This is a genomic window from Botrimarina hoheduenensis (assembly GCF_007859815.1).
In the GTDB taxonomy this organism is placed as follows: Bacteria; Planctomycetota; Planctomycetia; order Pirellulales; family Lacipirellulaceae; genus Botrimarina; species Botrimarina hoheduenensis.
The window spans coordinates 434,396-451,708 of sequence record NZ_SJPH01000003.1 but is presented as its reverse complement, the minus strand read 5'-3'; the positions used below and the strand labels follow the sequence as shown (position 1 = coordinate 451,708).

Genomic DNA, 17,313 nt, shown 5'->3' with positions numbered 1-17,313 from the left:
AAGAATTCTTTATGCGACGAGTGAATCGGATAACCCGCTGGGGGCTGTTGTTTACAGCGCTGCTAATCGGCGTGCCGTCTTTGTCGGCAGAGCGAGTCATGGTCGGCTACTACGCCACGTTTGGCGGGCTGCCCGTTGAGGAAATCCCTTGGAAGCAACTGACCCATCTGTGCCACGCCTTCTTGCGTCTGGACGCCACTGGCAAGCTCGTCACGACCGATGCCGTGCCAAACGCTTCGTTAACGGCCGATGGCCGCGCGGCCGGCGTGCCGGTGCTGCTGACACTCGGCGGAGGCGAGACGGTGCGGGGCCTTGAGAAACTGGCCGCCCAGCCGAAGGGCCTCGAGGAACTTGCCGAGCAGGTGGTCGAGGTTGTGCTGACCGGCAAGTACGCGGGCGTGGATGTCGACTGGGAGTTTCCCCGCAATAAAGAAACACGCAACGCGCACGCACGGCTGCTGATCGCGCTGCGCGAGCAGCTCAACGCCGCGGCCAAGCGTGAGCAGCGTGCGGACCGCTATTTGCTCACCGCTGCGGTGGCACCGGCGGAAGACTTTGGCCAGTGGATCAATACCGAAAGCGTCATCCGCAGCGTCGATTGGTTGCAGGTGATGGCGTACGACATGAGCGGTCCTTGGTCGCAGGTGGCGGCCCACCACGCTCCGCTCTTTCCTTCACCCGATGATCCAGAACGCTCCTGGCGGAGCGCTTCCGCAGCGATGCGCTACTGGGAGACCCGGGGCGTGCCGAAGCAGAAGCTCGTCATGGGGGTGCCGATGTTTGGCAGAGCCATGCCCGCCGCGACGCTCCATGCACCGCTCGACGAGTCGCAGGCCGACAAGCACGGAGCCCCTTCCTTTGCCCAGGTCAGCGAGCTTGCCGGCAAGGGTTGGCCCGCAGCCTGGGACAACGCCGCGCGGGCTCCCTGGTTGGCCAAGCCGCTCCCCGAACGCACCCCCGATCAATCCCCCTTAACCCCGGTGGGCGAAGATCAGCCTGACTCGATGCCGCTGGTGATCAGTTACGACGACCTCAACTCGGTTGACGCTAAAGCGAAATGGGCCCGCGAGCAGGCGTACGGCGGGCTCTCTTTCTGGGCGATCCATCAGGATCGGATGCCGGACGGGCGTCACTGGTTGCTCGAAGCCGCTAATAGGGCGTGGTCAGCTGTGGGTGAGTGAAAACCTAATTTACTTTCGGCGGATGGCCTGCTGGTACCTGCTAGAGAGCAGCTGACGCCTGCGGTTTGTGACAGTTTGCCTTGATCTGGCTCATGAGGCTAAACTAGGGTCACGGCGGTACCGTTCTGCAAAGCCCCGCGACGCACGACTATGACGCAACACAATCGACCGGTCGCCGTGCGGGCCGCGTTCACACTGGTAGAGCTGCTCGTAGTGATTGCGATCATCGCCTCGCTAGTGGGGTTGATGCTTCCCGCCGTCCAGCAAGCCCGAGAGTCAGCCCGTCTCAGCCAGTGTAAGAGCCATCTGCGAAACATGGGGCTGGCGACGCTCCAGCTCCACGAGGCGTCCACCGCTTTTCCACCGGCACGCCTGCGAGCCCGCAATGATTACGACGAGAATGCCTGCGAAACGACACAGCCCTCGTGGCTTGTGCGCATCATGCCCTACCTTGAAGAAGCGGACGCGGCGGATCGGTGGAATCTTTACGCAGGCTATGAATCGCACGATCAACAGGATCGCGAGTTCGTTCCAGCGGTGTACATCTGCCCCTCACGTCGGGGTCCCAGTGAAGCAATCGTTCCGTCAGGGGAATACGAGCAGCCCTATTTCTTCCCCTGCGGTTGCAGTGGAACCGAAATTGTCCAACTGGTCGGCGGTGCCGTGGGGGACTACGCCGCCAATCATGGAGACTACACAGGAAGCCCGTTTGACGACGAGTTCTCTTATTGGCGGGGGGGGAATGGCACCGGGGTCATCGTTTCAAGCCGACCTATTTGCCGCGAAGGGCGCCCCGTTGGTTGGCTCGACAAGGTGCAGATGAAGGACTTGACCGACGGGGTCAGTAAAACCGCCTTAGTGGGTGAGATGCACGTTCCCCACGACCGACTCTCGGAAGCGCCTGAGAATGGCCCCATGTACAATGGCAGAGACTTACCAGCCTTTGCCCGAATCGGTGGCTACGGGATCGGGATCGCTCGCGGGCCCAACGATGACAGCGTTCCCGTCATTGGGTTCGGTAGTTGGCACGAGGGTGTATGTCCGTTTGTCATGGCCGACGGCGCGGTGCGGTTGGTTTCGGTTGAGATCGATACCGAGACGCTGGGCTCGTTGTGCCGCCGCAACGACTCCTTCCAGTTGGATTATACGAGTTACACCTTCTACTAGATTGCTCCGGCTAGAAATGCCAAGCCGATCCGCGATTGTCGACTTGAGGCATTGGTGGTGGGGTTCCGTTGCGCTGTTTACGATCGCCTCAGCAGTTGCGTCGGGCGGTTGCAATAAAGGGCACCCAGCCCTCTACCAGGTCGATGGCGTTGTCAAGTTCGCGTCGGGGTCGCCGGTGCGTAACGCGACCATCGAGTTCGTACCAGTCACATCAGGCCCCTCTCCTCGTGGCCGTATCGATGAAGAGGGTCGCTTCACGCTGGGGACCTACGAATCGCGAGATGGCGCAGCAGCAGGTGACTATCGCGTCATTCTCTTTCAGACGCTTCCTCCAGGGACGAGAAAGTTTACTAAGAACCTAGGTGAGCAACACGCCGATCACGCCAAACAAATGCGAGTCGTTTCGCTGAAATACGCTTCACCAGAAACGACTGGAATAGTCTGCACAGTTGAGGCGGTAAATAGGAACAAGATTATGATCGTCGTAGAGCCGCAGTGAATACGTTAGCGTGATCTGTTGCAACCGACACAGAATGTCTAGCGGCATCGCCATCGTCTTTCACAACCCTAGCGTCTTGGCCGTCAGGTGCCACTCCAACACACCGGAGCCGGGGGCGAGATTTACTTCTTCGAATCGCACGCAGGCGATCGATCCCTTCGCGAAACGCACCCCGGCGTTGCGATCACCGATCAGCGCTGCGGTTAGGATCTCGACGTCGGGATTGTGGCCGACCCAGCACACCGACTCGGTCCCGGTCGATTCGGTCCACTCGATGAGCGTCGCCAGATCAGCTCCCGGGGCTAAGCTGGGCAGATCGTCAATCGGTGCCCCCGTCGCGGCAGCGATCAGCTCGGCCGTCTGGCGGCAGCGTACGTAGGGGCTTGTGGCGATCCGCTCGGGTATGAGCCCGCGCTCGGCAAGCGTATCGACCACAGCGCGATAGCGCTCGACCCCTTCAGCGGTGAGCGGACGTTGCGAGTCATCGGGCCAGGCCGAGTCGCCGTAGTTTCCTGCCCAAGCGTGGCGAGCGATAAACACTTTCATCGGTTTCTCCAGAGAGCGTGGTCAGCAATACCAAGCAGTGCCTGGCGTGCCGCGATCTGCGCTTTGAAACGTTTGGCATCCAGCGGGTAGCCCGCCGTTGGATTGAGGCCGGGAACCTCCGCCTTCCAGTAAGTGTTCAGGCCGAGCATCGTTAACTCGCGGAGCAGCTTAGCGGTCATCGACGCCAACGCGACCGGTAGCTCCGCCTCGCCTTTGCTACGAAAGCACAGCTCGATTTGCTGGCCAACCCGATAGCGACTCTGCGGGCGCGACTCTTCGAGTACGGTGATCGGTGCCTCGGGCAGCCAGTGTTGCACCAGCGACGCGTAGCGGTTGCGGCCGCCGTGCTTGTCGAGCGTGATGTAAACCGGTTCGGTTGGCCGTTCCACATCCACGCTGCATGCTTCGAGAACATGTCGTACAAGGCTTAGCGTGGTGTGCGATAGCGCCGCGCCTTTGGTCGCATGTTGATCGACCAGATCATTAAATTCCGCCGGATAAACCAGGCGTGCAGCGAGGCAGGGCGGACTGATGCCGGCCGCGACGCAAGCGGTGTTCATCCGCCCTCGTGCGTGGCCAACTGCTGCCGGGTCAGCGCTTGTCGGCAGGGCAGGGTTGTGGCTTGCCCGCCAGGGCTGGGTGATGCGTTGGTTGACGGGGTCCGCGTCCAAGCTTTCGATCAGTTCGGCAAGGTTTGCCGGCGATTCACGGAGCGATGCCAGAACCGGTCTTTCGAGACCCGATAGGCCGCTACCGGGCCCCGATAAACGGTTGCCAGAAGAGTACACGCTCTTCGAGTCCGCGATGACGAGGCGATCGTCCCGGGCGGGTGCCCGTGCGATAACCGTCGCGAGCCGGTCGTACAGATCGGCAGGCCCCTCGTTGGGGACGCGCCACGCCGTAGCGGCGATCACCAACGGTCCGAGGTTCGGTCCGTAGCCCGCCTCGTCGACTCCGATCCGCCAGTGAGTGCCGATAGTTTGCATGGGGGCGATTGTACGGCGTGGCGCGTCGCAGCAAGAGCGTTGGGGCGAGCTACGCTTGGCGTATGCGACCCTGCCTCAAACCAATCCGCCCGGCTTTCACGATCGTCGAACTCGTGACGGTGATGCTCGTGATCGGCATCCTCGTGGGGGTCGCGGTGCCGAAGATTCTCTCGGGAAATAAGGACGCGGCAATCGAGGCGACCCGACAACACCTGAAAACCATCGCCTTGGCAGCGGAGATGTACTATAGCGACCATGGCCGCTGGCCCGATGGCGATGCCCACGGCGTCATGCCCGTCGACTTTAAGGACTACTTGCGGCCCAATCTCTTTGCGGTGAATTGCCCTTTGGGGGGCCTCTACGATTGGAACGAAAATTTTAACAGCGTAACGGCCAGCATCGACATCCGTGATCCGGCGACGGGCTCGGGTCAATGGCGCAAGCTCGACCAGCGGATCGACGACGGCGTGCTCGCTACGGGTGACCTCGTTCAAGAGGGGTGGCGTCTGCGGTGGATTCTTGAGCGCTAGCTAGGCCTGCAACGGCGCGAGCACGACTTCGCAGAACTCGTCGATCATTTGCTCGGAGTTGAAACGCTCGTGGACCAGCGCTTCGGCGCGAGCACCCATCGCAGCCAGCTCTCCGCGCGGAGTCTGGCGGATAGCGTCCAGCACGGCGATCGCCGCCTCGACGTCCCCGTGAGCGAGCGCCCAACCGATCCGCTGGCTGGGCGTCTCCTCGCCGAGCAGATCGGTTACATGGCTCGGCCGCGGGCCGACATACAGGATGGGCCGCCCCAGCGCGAGCGCTCCGTACACCTTACAAGGGTGCACACAGCCGACGGCCGGATCGCCGAGCGTCACCAGATGCACATCCGCCGCGGAGAGCGAATAACGGATCGTCTCGAGCGGCTGATAGGGCAGGCTCAGGAGGTTCGTCGGACGCTGCTGAGCGATGACGTCATCGACCGACTTCTTGCGGACGCCCCCTCCGATGAAGAGAAACATCAGCTCAGTACGGTCTTGCATCCGCAGGGCCGCTTCGAGAATCGTTTCGATCGGGTTGGTGAGAGCGTGGTTGCCGCTGTACATCACCACAAACTTGCCTTCCAGGCCGTGCTCTTTGCGGAACGGGTTCTCCTCGTGAGGAACTCCGCCCCCGTGCTCGGCGTGCGGCCAGGGGGGCATCACGGTCAGCTTGTCGCGGACATCGTGCTTTCGGCACAGCCGATCGCCCATAAAACGGTCGAGCGCCACCACCCCCGCCGCGCGACGGAGAATCAGCCGGTTGAAGAAATCAAATACCCGCGCGGCCAGCGACCGCTCACTGATCTTGCCCAACTCGATCATCTGATCGGGGTTGAGATCCATCACCCAGTAGGTGATCGGCGCTCGACGAATCCAGCCGATAAATACGGCCACCGCCGAAGCGAGCGGAGGCGAGGTGCTTACCAGGATCGCCCCGAGACGGGGCGTGAAAAGTCCGCGTACCAGGGTCTGCACAAGGAACATGAGCATCCCGACCAGGCGGTGGGCGATGCTCCGTTTGCCGAACGAGCTGAGCGGCATGCGGATCACCTCGACGCCGTCGAGCATCTCGCGCGGCGGGTACTTAGCCGTGGGGTCGTCAAAGCCCCGTGCCGAGGTCAGCACCCGGACCTCCATGCCCCGCTTGGCGATCGCTGCCGAGGCTTCGGCCAGATACTGGCCGACCGCCGCGGGATCGGGCGGGTAGACCTGGCTGATCACCAACAATCGTTTACGAGCAGACGCTGGGGTCGCTCCGCCGCGCTCGGCGGCGGCGTCTACCACGCCTCGCTCGCGGTGGCGTGGATGGTCTTGTTCGAGAGCTCGTCGTGATCGGCGTGAACCATCATCTTGGCCAGTTCTTCGAACGAGACGTTCGGCTCCCAGCCCAACTCACGCTTCGCTTTGCTAGGGTCGCCCAAAAGCAGATCGACCTCGGCCGGACGGAAGTAGCGCGGATCGACCTCAACGAGCACGCGGCCTTCGGCGTCGATTCCCCGTTCGGCCTCGCCTTCGCCTTCCCAGTTGAGCGGCAGCCCCAGCTCTCCGAAGCAGACGTCGCAGAACTCGCGGACCGTGTGCGTCTCGCCGGTCGCCAGGACGTAGTCGTCAGGCTCTTCGGCTTGCAGCATCCGCCACATCCCCTCGACGTAGTCCCCGGCAAAGCCCCAGTCGCGCTTCGCGGCGAGGTTGCCCAGGTACAGACGGTCTTGCATGCCCAGCTTGATCTTCGCCGCGGCGCGGCTGATCTTGCGGGTGACAAAGGTCTCGCCGCGGCGGGGCGACTCGTGATTGAACAGGATCCCGTTCACCGCAAATAGTCCGTAAGACTCGCGGTAGTTGCGGGTCATGTAAAAGGCGTACGCCTTGGCGGCCGCGTAGGGGCTGCGCGGCCAGAAGGGGGTGGTCTCCGACTGGGGGGTCTCGACCACCTTGCCGTACAGCTCCGAGGACGAAGCCTGATAGAAGCGGGTTTGGTGCAGCCCCAACTCGTAGAGGGCACCCAACAGCCGGGCGGCACCCAGACCGGTTACGTCGCCCGTGTACTCGGGCACCTCAAACGAAACCTGCACGTGCGACTGGGCGGCGAGGTTGTAAACCTCATCGGGGCGAGCCTGGCTCAGCACCCGCTGTAGCGACGAGCTATCGGCCAGGTCACCGTAGCTGAGCTTGAGCCGCCGGTCTTGCTCGTGCGGGTCCTGATACAGGTGATCGATGCGGCCCGTGTTGAAAGACGAGCTGCGGCGGATGATCCCCCACACCTCGTAGCCCTTGGCGAGCAGCAGCTCAGCCAGATAAGAGCCATCCTGGCCTGTGATGCCCGTGATGAGGGCCACCTTGCGGTCGTTGTCGGTGTTGGCCATCGGCTCGTTGGTTTCAGCGGAAAGGGGAAGCGGTGGAAGCAGCGGAAACGTCATTCCGCACCGGGGTCGGTAGCGGAGGTACGAACGGGGCGCGGAGACTAGCTGGAGACCAATCCCCGCACCGCGGTGTTCTGTTGGTTCTGCTCGCAAAACCAAGTGTAGGTCGCGGCGATGCCCTCTGAAAGCGGCGTGGTCGCCCGCCAGCCTAAAGCCGTCAAACGCGAAACGTCCAGCAGCTTGCGGGGGGTTCCGTCCGGCATTGAGGCGTCGTAGACGATCTTCGCGTCGGGGTACACGATACTCCGAACCGTTTCGGCCAATTCGGCAATCGACAGGTCTGATCCCGTCCCGACGTTGATCGTCATCGCGTCGTCGTAGTTCTCGAGCAGGTACAGGCACGCGTCCGCCAAGTCATCGACGTGAAGGAACTCGCGGCACGGCTTGCCGCTGCCCCACAGCGTGACCGACCCGCCACCGGCCTCGCGGCAATCGTGAAACTTGCGGATCATGGCCGGCAAGACGTGCGAGCCGGTCAGATCAAAGTTGTCGTTCGGGCCGTACAGGTTGGTTGGCATCGCCGAGATGAAGCGGCAGCCGTGCTGAGCGCGGTACGCCTCGCACGACTTGAGCCCCGCGATCTTCGCCAGGGCGTAAGCCTCGTTGGTGGATTCGAGCGGACCGGTCAGCAGGTACTCTTCGCGGATCGGTTGCGGGCAGTCGCGGGGGTAGATGCAGCTGCTCCCCAGGTACAGAAGCTTTTCGACACCCTGTTGCCACGCCGCCCGAAGCACCGTCGCGTGGATCATCAGATTGTCGTACATGAAGTCGGCTGGCCGGCTTCGATTGGCATGGATCCCCCCCACGGTACCCGCGGCGTGAATCACATAGTCGGGCTGATTTTCGGCAAACCAGGCATCGACCTGTGTCTGGTCGCGCAGATCAACCTCTTGCCGACTCGCGACAAGTACCTCTTCGAATCCGGCCCGCAGCAACCGACGGACGAGCGCCGATCCCACCATGCCCCGGTGTCCCGTGACGTAGATTCTGGCGGTGCGAGGCAGGTTTTTCGTCATGGTGATTTGAGAGAAGAGTCGCGGGGTTCCCTCAGCAGCTGAGAGGGGGATGGCCCAATAACGCTGTGCGGTGCAAACGGTTGGCTGGCGATCGGGCTCGGCTGGCGGGGGGCCTTATGAGGATGTGGTTTCAACCAGGGCTTCGTGAGGGGGCGAGGGGGCCGGCTTGGCTTCGGCGGATCCGGAGGGCTTCTTGAGACGGGCGGCCGCCTGCTCGCGGACCTGCCGGATGTCGTCTTCGAGCGGCTCCAAAAAGTCCAGCACTTGACCCAGCTGTGCGGGCGTCGAGCGGGCGTCGGGATCAGCGATCCCCGCGATTTGGAGTTTGCCTACCGGCTCGCCATCGACAATGAGCGGCAGGGTTGCCTTCCAGGAGGCCTCGGATTTCGCTTCGGCGAGGGTCGTTTTATCGGCCTTCCAATTGCCGAAGAACGCTTCGTGCAGCCGAGGCATATGGATCGTGAGCTGGAGCTTGGTGAGCCGATAGTCGGGGGCCGCTTCGACGAGCGCTTCCCAAACAACCTCCCATTCGTGGTTGCCTTGCAGACGGACCGCGCCGTGGCGCGGCAGGTTGTGGTGCGATTCATCTTTGCGTAGCGACAGACCGGTCAATCGCATCCGCTCGCGAAGCAGCGCGAACTCGATATGACCGAACGTGCGCGTCGAGATCAAAAACGCGACAACCAGAAAGACGGTACCCACGACAATCCACTCGTTGTGCCAGAGCACGCCGAGCACCGCGCTGATGCAAGTGGTTGCACAAACAAGCGCGATAAAGGTCGAGGCCTGACGTACGGACCAACCCCGTGTCAGCAGTGAGTGGTGCAGGTGGCCGCGGTCGGGGGCGAAGATGCTCCGCCCCGTGAGCCGCCGCCGCACGATCGCGGCACCCGAGTCCAGGATCGGAATCGCCCACACCGCCAGCGGGATGGTCATCGCGATGAAGGCGGGCGTCTTGGTGTGGGTTTGTACCGCGATGGCACCGATCACCAGTCCAATGACCATGCTGCCCGCGTCGCCCAGGTAGATCGAAGCGGGGGCGAAGTTGTACCGCAAAAAACCAAACAGAGCGCCCGCCAGAGCGAGCATCACCACCGCCTCGGGGAAGTGGCCATAGATGCCATTGATCGCCGCGAAGGTCAGGCATAGCACCATGCCAATGCTCGATGCCAGCCCGTCGATACCGTCGAGCAGATTGATCGCGTTCGTGGCTCCGACGAGCCAGAAGATGGAGAACGGGATGGTCATCCATCCGAGCGAGATCTCACGCCCAAAGAACGAAAAACGATCGATCTGCAGGCCCAGGTAGACCAGCAGGCTGACGATGATCAATTGGCCGATGAGCTTGTAGCGCCCGCGGAGGTCGGCGGCGTCGTCGTAGAGGCCCAAGGCGAGCGTCGCGGTCGCCGCCGCCGCTAAACCCGCCAGCAGGGGGGCATCGTTGCCCACAAACGTCTGGGGAACGCTCCAGTCCGAGAAGACGTAAGCCCCGACAACCGCCGCCAGGGTGGCACCGAAAACGGCGATGCCCCCTCCCAGGGCGACCGCGGTCGCCTGCGTCTTGCGGCCACCCGGCCGATCCACGAAGTCAAACCGCCGCGCCAACTCGCGGACGATCGGCGTTAGCAGATACGACACGAGCGCCCCGAGAAGCAGGGCGATCGTGTAGGTCGCTAGGCGATATTCGGAGACAGGCACGGCAAACAGGGCCAAGAGGTCGGGCTGCGTAGTAAATCTTGCGGTTCGCCGGTGGCTAACCACAAGTATGCCGCTTGAGGATGCTCGCGTCGATTACCAAGTGACGCGAACCGAGCGGCTCGGCCCCACTCGAGGTAGCAACTCGCAGGCCAGTTGGCCGGATCCGCCGCAGCGCACGCCGCGACTTTGCCGATTGTGCCGGCTGCGACCCCCGTGGTTGGCTTCAAGTGGCCGTTGATTGCCGGCCTGGCCGTGTGCTGCTCGCTCAATTCCGACGCTGCGAGCCCCGCGAAGATTACGGACCCCGATTGCAAAATGTCCAAAAAACGGCCCGCGGTAATCCGCGGCGAAGCACCCACCGCAGCGGGCGTCGTCTTTTCGCAACAAATGCTGCGGCAGGGCAACCGGGGCTGAGCTGGCTCGGGCCCCGCTGCTGGGGCCTACCGTCGCTCGTCGGCATCGGCGGCGGCTTGCTCTTGCAGGGCACCGATGGCGGCGGCGTCCAGATGGATAGCCTCGTAGCGGATCGCTGCCGGTTTGACGCCACCGGCGGTCACGGCTGCCCAGAGGGGCAGCACCGATACGGGCTGACTTGCCGGCTGATAGACCACCACCAGGTCGGCTGAGAGATCCCAGCTTACTTTCTGCACCCCTTTCAGACCGTACAGCTTGCGAGCCACCCGTTTTGCGCAGGTGCCGCAGTGAAGGTCCTCGATGGCGATCTCGATCCGGCCGGTGGGGAGCACACGGGGCTCTTCGGCGCTGGCCAGGTATCCGCACAAAAGCAGCGTGAGAAAGCCGATTGCCGAGAAGCGCGGGGCTGAGCGAGGCATGATTACGCGGTTCCTGGCAAGCGATCCGACGGTGTGCCGGTACGGGATAACGATCGGGTTACTCCGATCCTATCGGCGAAACAGCCCGTCCGCCTCGACCACCAACAGCTCATCGCCGAGCAGTTTTGCTTTTCCACGGACCACTACGGTGTCTCCCTCGGAAAGCCCGAAAAGCTCGCGGGCGTCGATCCCGGCCGCTTTTCCGTCGGTTCCAAGAAAAGTTACGGCGGCCACCGCGTTGGCTTTGCTAGCGGCCTCGCGGGCGCAGAAGGGGCAGTCGGCGGCGTGGGCAGCACCGTCTTCACCGGCGTGCTCGGCGAACTCGTCGGCGGTTGCCGGATCGACCAAAAAGAAAGTCGCCGTCCCACGGCGCCAGGGGAAGTCGGTTTCGGTTTCGGGCCAGGGGTTGGGCATGCCCCCCACGCGTCCCATCAGCAGGATAGGGGCGTCTTTCTCAACGGCGGGATCCAATTCACCCAGCGATTCGCGCCAGTCGAGCGGCGTTTGGGCCCCCACGGGCTCTTCCGACAGTTGAAGCAGGGCGCGCAGCTGCTCAGCAACCGCCGGGTCGGCCTTAACGGGCCCTTCGGCGCAACCCGCCATTCCGCCTGCCATGCCGATCACCAGCAAGACCCCCAATCCGAAGAGTCGGGGGCTCGTGAAAATCGCCGTGCAGGTGCCATCGGGGCGGATCGGATCCATCGGTCCGTTCATGTCAGAGCTGGAAAGGCTGGAAAGGAAAGGGGTGGTTGCAAGGCGGTTGCTGAGCAGCATCGTACCGCTAGCAACCCTTGGTAGCTACACGGCTTACGGCATCTGCTCCGCGAGAGTTCGCCCGCTCTACGCCCCGCCGGCTAGCCAAGCGGTAGCAGCAAGCCCGCTTTTTCTTCTTGCCTCGGCAAGATCCCCCCCACGACCGCGAAGTGCTCAGTGTGTGCCGCCTGAGGGGGCGGCGACTTCCCACACGCCGCGATCCCTGAGGCACTACGCCATGATCAAGAAAACCATCGTTTCTGCTCTCGCTCTCACCTTGCTGGCTGGCTTGACGGTTGGCTCTGACCTGGGCAGCTATTTGTCCACGGCCTACCACCGGATGACCGACCGCGTGTCCGACACCGTGCCGATCGAGTTCCAGATCGATCGGGCCCGACAGCTCGTTGCCGAGCTTGCTCCCGAGGTGCGCGAGGCGATGCGGGTCATCGCTAAAGAAGAGATCGCCCTGGAGCGCCTCGACGATCAGATTGTCTCCGCCTCGGAGCAGGCCGTTCAGGGCAAAGACGCCATCGTTCGGCTGCAGTCCGACCTCACCTCCGGCAAGGGGGTCTTCCAGTACGCCGGACGGACCTACACCCGTTCACAAGTATCGGAAGATCTCTCGCGGCGTTTTACGCGGCACAAAGTGGCCGATGAAACGCTCGCCCATCTGGAGACCATGCGTGATGCGCGGCAGGGCAACCTCGAGGCCGCTCGGCTGAAGCTGACGGCGATGATCTCGACGCAGAAGCAGCTTGAAGCCGACCTCGTGAATCTCGAAGCCAAACGTAGCCTGGTTGCTGTCGCCCAGACCGCCACCGACGTAGCACTCGACGACAGCCGACTCGCCCGGGCGAAAGAGTTGATCGCCGATATCCGCACGCGGCTCGACGTGACCGCCAAGCTGGCGCATGCCGACGCCGCTTATCCGGGCGAGATCCAGCTCGATCCGCAACAGTCGGCTGAGATTACCGACCAGGTGGCGGCGTACTTCGGTCTGGAGCGGGCCGATGCCCCTTCCACAACAGCCGTTGCGGTAAGCGTCTCGAAAGACTGACTCGGTCGTTTTTAGGTGCCGCTCGGCGGTGGCGGGGGGCAGCGCGCCGCCTGCTACCGCCGACCTGCTGGTCTCGCGTTTGCTGCGCATGCGGACCGAGAATCGTCTCCCACACGATTGTTCCCTCCCTTGTTGCGAGCGGTAGGATGTTCTGCCCGACAGATCGTCACGCGTTAGCCGTGGCACCCCGTCAACAAGCCGAAAAGGTCGGCCGCCTGTCGTCACGGTTGCGAGAAACGGTTCTGCTGGACAACTCGTTGGAGACCCCCAGAGTGGCGACAATCCCCTTGCAGTACGATTCGCGTGGTGAGCGTTACCTCGTATGGATCGATCGCGTTGGTGGATACCTGCTGTGCTTGGCGGACGAGATTGTTATCGGCCAAGCGAACGGAAGCCTGGCGGATGCGGACGGCCCCGACCTGGGCTTGCAGGCGGACCTGTCGCGTCGGCACGCGACCCTCACCCGCCGTGAAGGACAGTACGTGCTGAGCCCCCGCGGGGCCGCGACGGTCGATGGGCGTCCGGTGCAAGATGCCACGGTCTTGAATCACGGTGCCGAAATCGGCCTGGGCGATGCGGTGCGGCTGCGCTTCGAGCGTCCCCACGCTCTGAGCGCCTCGGCACGGCTGACGGTCGCCAGCGGCCATCGGACCGTTCCGTCGGCGGATGGGGTGTTGCTAATGGCAGAGAGCTGTGTGCTTGGCCCTCAGCCTCACAGCCACGTCCGCTGCCCGCAGTGGCACCAAGATCTGTTGCTTTACAAGGGAACCGGCGGGCTCCTGTGCCGCTCCAGCAGGCCCGTGAGCGTCTCGGGCCCCGGACCGGCGGTGCTGACCGAGGGCCCGGTTGCGATTCCCCCCGGAGCCCGCATTGAAGCGGAATCGTTGTGCTTCTCGATCGAACGCGCCTGATCGTCCGCCCTTACCCCTGCCCGCTCGGTACAATCGATGTTCTGTCCTCCTCTAACGCGAAAGCGCCACGAGATGAAACGCTCGCCCGAAGCCGACGCGGCCGCCGCCCCCGGTGGCGAGAAAGACGCGGCAGAAGCCGCCGATTCGCCGCGCCGAGAGCGGGGCCGCTTCCTCTACCGCACCGGAGATCGCCCGCTCGAGGGATACACCATTAAGCGCGGCGTGGGCCATGGCGGCTTTGGCGAGGTCTACTTTGCCACGAGCGATGCCGGCAAAGAGGTCGCCCTCAAGCTGATCCGCCGCAACCTCGATATCGAGCTGCGCGGCGTGCGGCAGTGCCTTAACCTGAAGCACCCCAACCTGATCTCGCTCTACGATATCCGCACCGACGCCGCGGGCGACGAGTGGGTCGTCATGGAGTTTGTTCCGGGCGAATCGCTCGAACAGGCGATCCAACGCCATCCGACCGGCATGCCGGTCGAGGAGGCTCTCGCGTGGTTCCGGGGCGTCGCCGCCGGCGTTGGCCACCTCCACCGCTGCGGAATCGTCCATCGCGATCTCAAGCCGGGCAACCTGTTCCTCGAACGTCCGGCGGGCGAACCACCGCGCGCCGAGGATGTCCGGATCGGCGACTATGGCTTGTCGAAGTTTATCTCGACCAGCCGTCGCAGCGGCCAAACCGAATCGGTCGGCACGGTTCACTACATGGCCCCGGAGATCGCGGGCGGGCGCTACGGTCGCGAGATCGACACATACGCCCTGGGTGTAATCCTCTACGAGATGCTTACTGGCCGTACCCCGTTTGAAGGGGAGAGCGTTGGCGAAGTGCTCATGAAGCACTTAACCGCCGAACCCGATTTGTCGCGCCTCGGCGAGCCATACCGCAGTGTGGTGGCGCGTGCGTTGACGAAAGATCCTGAGCTGCGCGTCAGCAGTGTCGAGCAGATGATCGCGATGCTGCCCGGGACCGGCGACTCCGGCCAACCGGTCGCACCCGTCGCCGCGGCCTTGCCCGGGGCGACCCCAGCAGAGCCACCGCCCGTTTGGTCACCGGTCTCGCGGCCGCCGCACACCCATCACCCCAAACCCGCTGGCGAGCCGCTCTGGCAGGGGTTTGTCGAACTCACCAATACGGCCCGCACACGCTGGAACGCTTGGGACGCGCCTCCCCTGTTGAAGGGCCTGCTGCTGTTTGCCGGCGTCTCGGGATTCTTTGTTTCGGGGGCGTTCATGCTCCCGATGGCGATTCTCCCGTTCTACTTTTTGTACTACCTCGTGTGGGCGATGTTCTTCGACACGGGCACCGCTACCGGAGCGACACCCTTCGCCGAAGGGGCGAAGCCGAACGCTAAGCGTGCGCGGTTCGTGGACTGGCGCAAAGCGGCGCTCGCCGCGCGACGCGACCGACCGCTACGAACGCAGGCACGCACGCTCGTCGGTTCGATGATCGTGGCGACCCTCGTCAGCGGACTTGCGGCAGCAGTCGCCGCCCCGTGGCTCGTCACGAGCGGATCACCCGACACTTGGGCCGTTGGGGCCTGGTTTGCAACGGTCGGCGTCGTGGGGGCCTGGAGTGTGCTGATCGTCAACGCCCTTGTGGAACGGGCCCGCATCGATGGCTTCTCGCGTCGCTACATTCAATTGCTGGCGGGCGGACTTGTCGGCGCTACGGCGTTCGGAACCGCTCAGTTGCTCAAGATCGAGTTGCCCTACAACCCCGATTCTTCGATCGCCCGCAATTCGTGCGTGTTGGAGAACGCATTTGACATCGATCTCTACAAAGCGGTCGAGCGGTCCCCCGACTCGATCGCGGTGCCGCTGACGGCGTCGATGGCCTACTTCGGGGCGATCTTCTTTCTGCTGAAGTTGGGCAAGAACGCTGATTACCTCCGCCGTAAGCGGGTTGGTATCGGGGCCGTTGCCTCGGCCGGCATCGGTGCCTGGGCCGCGTCGTTCCTCTGTTGGTACCCCCAACCGATCGGGTTGGTCGTGGCGGGGATCATCGCGTTCGCGGTGCAGATCGCTAGTCCTTGGCTTTCCAACGAAGAACGCGTCCGTCTGGCGAAGGAGAATCTATGATGAGCTTTGGTGTGCTGCTGGTCGGGCTTTTTGTTGCGGCCATGATGTTCTTCGGGTTGCTTGCCGGGCTCGCCATCTTGATCAAGCACGTGAACGGCAAGACGCTGACGTTCGCCGCGCTCAGCTTTCTGTTGATCGCCGGAGCCTCACTGTGGGTTGTATCCTCAGTCCCCACCAGCGAGCAGCAGAGCGCTTCCGTCGATGAATACGTCGCGACGCACTTGCCGCTGAGTCCTCCTCTCGTACCGTCACCACCCCAGATTGAGTTTGCCGCGAGTGATAGCGATGCCGTAACGAAAGAACCGAGCCGTCCCACGCAGCCAGTCGGCACCGCGGCGAAGCCGGAGGCCGAGATCACCGACTATAAAGCGGAGCAGGTAGTGGAAGTCGCCGCTCCGCCGAAGTCGGTCGTATCCGCTACGAGCGACATGTGGTCGCGAACTGCCGTTCTCGAATCGGATCCCTTTCCCACCGAAGAAGAGGCACGCGACTCGGTGCGCGCGAAAGCGCGTGATTGGCTTACTGTCTACCTGTTATCGAAATTCACCAACGACTTTGCCGCGGCCGCCCATGTCGCCGACGTGGCGCTTACGGGCGAAGCGCTCCAGCACTGTGTCGAAGAAAAGATTGAGCAGCGTGACACTTCGGTCGGGGAAGTGACCCTTGTCGCGTGGAACATCGAGCTTGATGCGGCCGCCCAAGACGATTTAAGAGAACGGCTCGCCAAAGTCACCGAATCTCGCACACGACGTAACGCGGTGCGGGGTCTTGGCGTCATGGGCGCGACGGCGTTGGCCGTGTTGTCGATGTTTTACCTGGTGCTTTCAGGAGGCTCGTCGAAAACGTGACTATGGTTGCGGCGCGCCGACAACGGGGCGATACTCCTTTTTGGCCTCGGAGCCCACAGGTCCCGATTTCCCCGACGAATCCGACCGCAAAGCTCCCCTCCCCACGATCAACGCTAGCGCTGATGACCAACGCCGCGGCAGATAACCCCGACGCGTTGCTCGTGGCCGACATCCGGCGCGGCAAGCCCGAGGCGTGGCGTCGACTCATCGACGAGTACGAAGGCCGTCTGCGGGCTTTTGTTCGTAGCCGTATCGGCACGGCCCGTTCCGCGGCCGAAGACGTGGTGCAGGAAACGTTCATCGGATTCCTAACGAGTCTGCCGAACTACGATACACGCCGGCCCCTTGAGGGATGGCTGTTTTCGATCGCCTCCCACAAGCTGACGGACTATCTGCGGCGTGAAGGACGCCGACCCGCGGTGACGCTGTCGAGCACCGACGGCGATTCTGCGGCGGGGGGCGGCGGGGGCTGGGAGATGCCCGGCTCGGATCGCCGCGCAAGCACGATCGCCCGCAGCGGCGAGCGGAAGCGGCTTGAAGCGCAGGCTCTCGCCACGGCTCTGGACGAGCACCTAACCACATGGCGCATCCGCGAGGATTGGCCGAAGATCAAGGCGATGGAGCTGCTCTTCGTTCGCGGAGAGGGAAACAAGCAAGTCGCTGCCGCGACGGGGCTGACCGAGCAGCAAGTGGCCAACTTCAAGTTCGACTTTCTCGCGAACCTCAAGAAACGGGTCCGCACCCAGGGACTGGACGAAGAAGTCTTTCCCGAGCTGCAAGAAACTGACTGAG

16 protein-coding genes are annotated in these 17,313 nt (G+C 63.3%); 8 read left to right on the top strand and 8 right to left on the bottom strand.

The features are described 5' to 3' along the window. The first annotated feature begins 11 nt into the window (after positions 1 to 11). Complete coding sequence (locus Pla111_RS09190) at positions 12 to 1,181, top strand: glycoside hydrolase family 18 protein (RefSeq protein WP_146573554.1); 1,170 nt, start codon at positions 12 to 14, stop codon at positions 1,179 to 1,181. Positions 1,182 to 1,331: 150 nt separating this feature from the next. After that, positions 1,332 to 2,348 carry a DUF1559 family PulG-like putative transporter gene (locus Pla111_RS09185; RefSeq protein ID WP_146573552.1) on the top strand — a complete coding sequence of 339 codons (1,017 nt, stop codon included), beginning with the start codon at positions 1,332 to 1,334 and terminating at the stop codon, positions 2,346 to 2,348. 559 nt (positions 2,349 to 2,907) lie between these two features. On the opposite strand, the gene Pla111_RS09180 is transcribed toward Pla111_RS09185, so the two are convergent. Further along, on the bottom strand, positions 2,908 to 3,393 hold the full coding sequence (locus Pla111_RS09180; RefSeq protein ID WP_146573550.1) for a SixA phosphatase family protein: 486 nt from the start codon (positions 3,391 to 3,393) through the stop codon (positions 2,908 to 2,910). Further along, a complete protein-coding gene (locus Pla111_RS09175; protein ID WP_146573548.1) occupies positions 3,390 to 4,379 on the bottom strand; it encodes a hypothetical protein in 990 nt (329 codons plus the stop codon). The genes Pla111_RS09180 and Pla111_RS09175 overlap by 4 nt, the downstream gene beginning before the upstream one ends. A gap of 62 nt (positions 4,380 to 4,441) precedes the next feature. Between Pla111_RS09175 and Pla111_RS09170 the strand changes: the two genes are divergently transcribed. Then, positions 4,442 to 4,909, top strand: a complete 468-nt coding sequence (locus tag Pla111_RS09170) for a type II secretion system protein (RefSeq protein ID WP_146573546.1) — start codon at positions 4,442 to 4,444, stop codon at positions 4,907 to 4,909. On the opposite strand, the gene Pla111_RS09165 is transcribed toward Pla111_RS09170, so the two are convergent. From Pla111_RS09165 to Pla111_RS09140, 6 genes are all read right to left on the bottom strand, one after another. Further along, entirely contained in the window at positions 4,910 to 6,190 is a 1,281-nt protein-coding gene (locus Pla111_RS09165; RefSeq protein WP_197524889.1) for a glycosyltransferase family 4 protein, read from the bottom strand. Continuing rightward, complete coding sequence (gene gmd / locus Pla111_RS09160; protein WP_146573911.1) at positions 6,184 to 7,269, bottom strand: GDP-mannose 4,6-dehydratase; 1,086 nt, start codon at positions 7,267 to 7,269, stop codon at positions 6,184 to 6,186. The genes Pla111_RS09165 and gmd overlap by 7 nt, the downstream gene beginning before the upstream one ends. Positions 7,270 to 7,367: 98 nt before the next feature. Continuing rightward, positions 7,368 to 8,342 carry a GDP-L-fucose synthase family protein gene (locus Pla111_RS09155; RefSeq protein ID WP_146573542.1) on the bottom strand — a complete coding sequence of 325 codons (975 nt, stop codon included), beginning with the start codon at positions 8,340 to 8,342 and terminating at the stop codon, positions 7,368 to 7,370. A 114-nt stretch (positions 8,343 to 8,456) separates the two neighbouring features. Further along, complete coding sequence (locus Pla111_RS09150) at positions 8,457 to 10,040, bottom strand: glycosyltransferase family 4 protein (protein WP_197524888.1); 1,584 nt, start codon at positions 10,038 to 10,040, stop codon at positions 8,457 to 8,459. A 440-nt stretch (positions 10,041 to 10,480) separates the two neighbouring features. Further along, positions 10,481 to 10,873, bottom strand: coding sequence for a heavy-metal-associated domain-containing protein (locus tag Pla111_RS09145; RefSeq protein ID WP_146573538.1), 393 nt, complete (start codon positions 10,871 to 10,873; stop codon positions 10,481 to 10,483). A gap of 69 nt (positions 10,874 to 10,942) precedes the next feature. Continuing rightward, entirely contained in the window at positions 10,943 to 11,575 is a 633-nt protein-coding gene (locus Pla111_RS09140) for a hypothetical protein (RefSeq protein WP_146573536.1), read from the bottom strand. Positions 11,576 to 11,864: 289 nt separating this feature from the next. Between Pla111_RS09140 and Pla111_RS09135 the strand changes: the two genes are divergently transcribed. From Pla111_RS09135 to Pla111_RS09115, 5 genes are all read left to right on the top strand, one after another. Beyond that, positions 11,865 to 12,683: a hypothetical protein gene (locus Pla111_RS09135; RefSeq protein ID WP_146573534.1), complete on the top strand. Its 819-nt coding sequence runs from the start codon at positions 11,865 to 11,867 to the stop codon at positions 12,681 to 12,683. A gap of 146 nt (positions 12,684 to 12,829) precedes the next feature. Then, complete coding sequence (locus tag Pla111_RS09130; protein ID WP_146573532.1) at positions 12,830 to 13,594, top strand: FHA domain-containing protein; 765 nt, start codon at positions 12,830 to 12,832, stop codon at positions 13,592 to 13,594. Between the two features lie 72 nt (positions 13,595 to 13,666). Then, positions 13,667 to 15,673, top strand: coding sequence for a serine/threonine-protein kinase (locus Pla111_RS09125; protein ID WP_197524887.1), 2,007 nt, complete (start codon positions 13,667 to 13,669; stop codon positions 15,671 to 15,673). Beyond that, positions 15,670 to 16,521, top strand: a complete 852-nt coding sequence (locus Pla111_RS09120) for a hypothetical protein (protein WP_146573528.1) — start codon at positions 15,670 to 15,672, stop codon at positions 16,519 to 16,521. The genes Pla111_RS09125 and Pla111_RS09120 overlap by 4 nt, the downstream gene beginning before the upstream one ends. A 122-nt stretch (positions 16,522 to 16,643) precedes the next feature. After that, entirely contained in the window at positions 16,644 to 17,312 is a 669-nt protein-coding gene (locus Pla111_RS09115) for an RNA polymerase sigma factor (protein ID WP_146573526.1), read from the top strand. The last annotated feature ends 1 nt before the right edge of the window (position 17,313 follow it).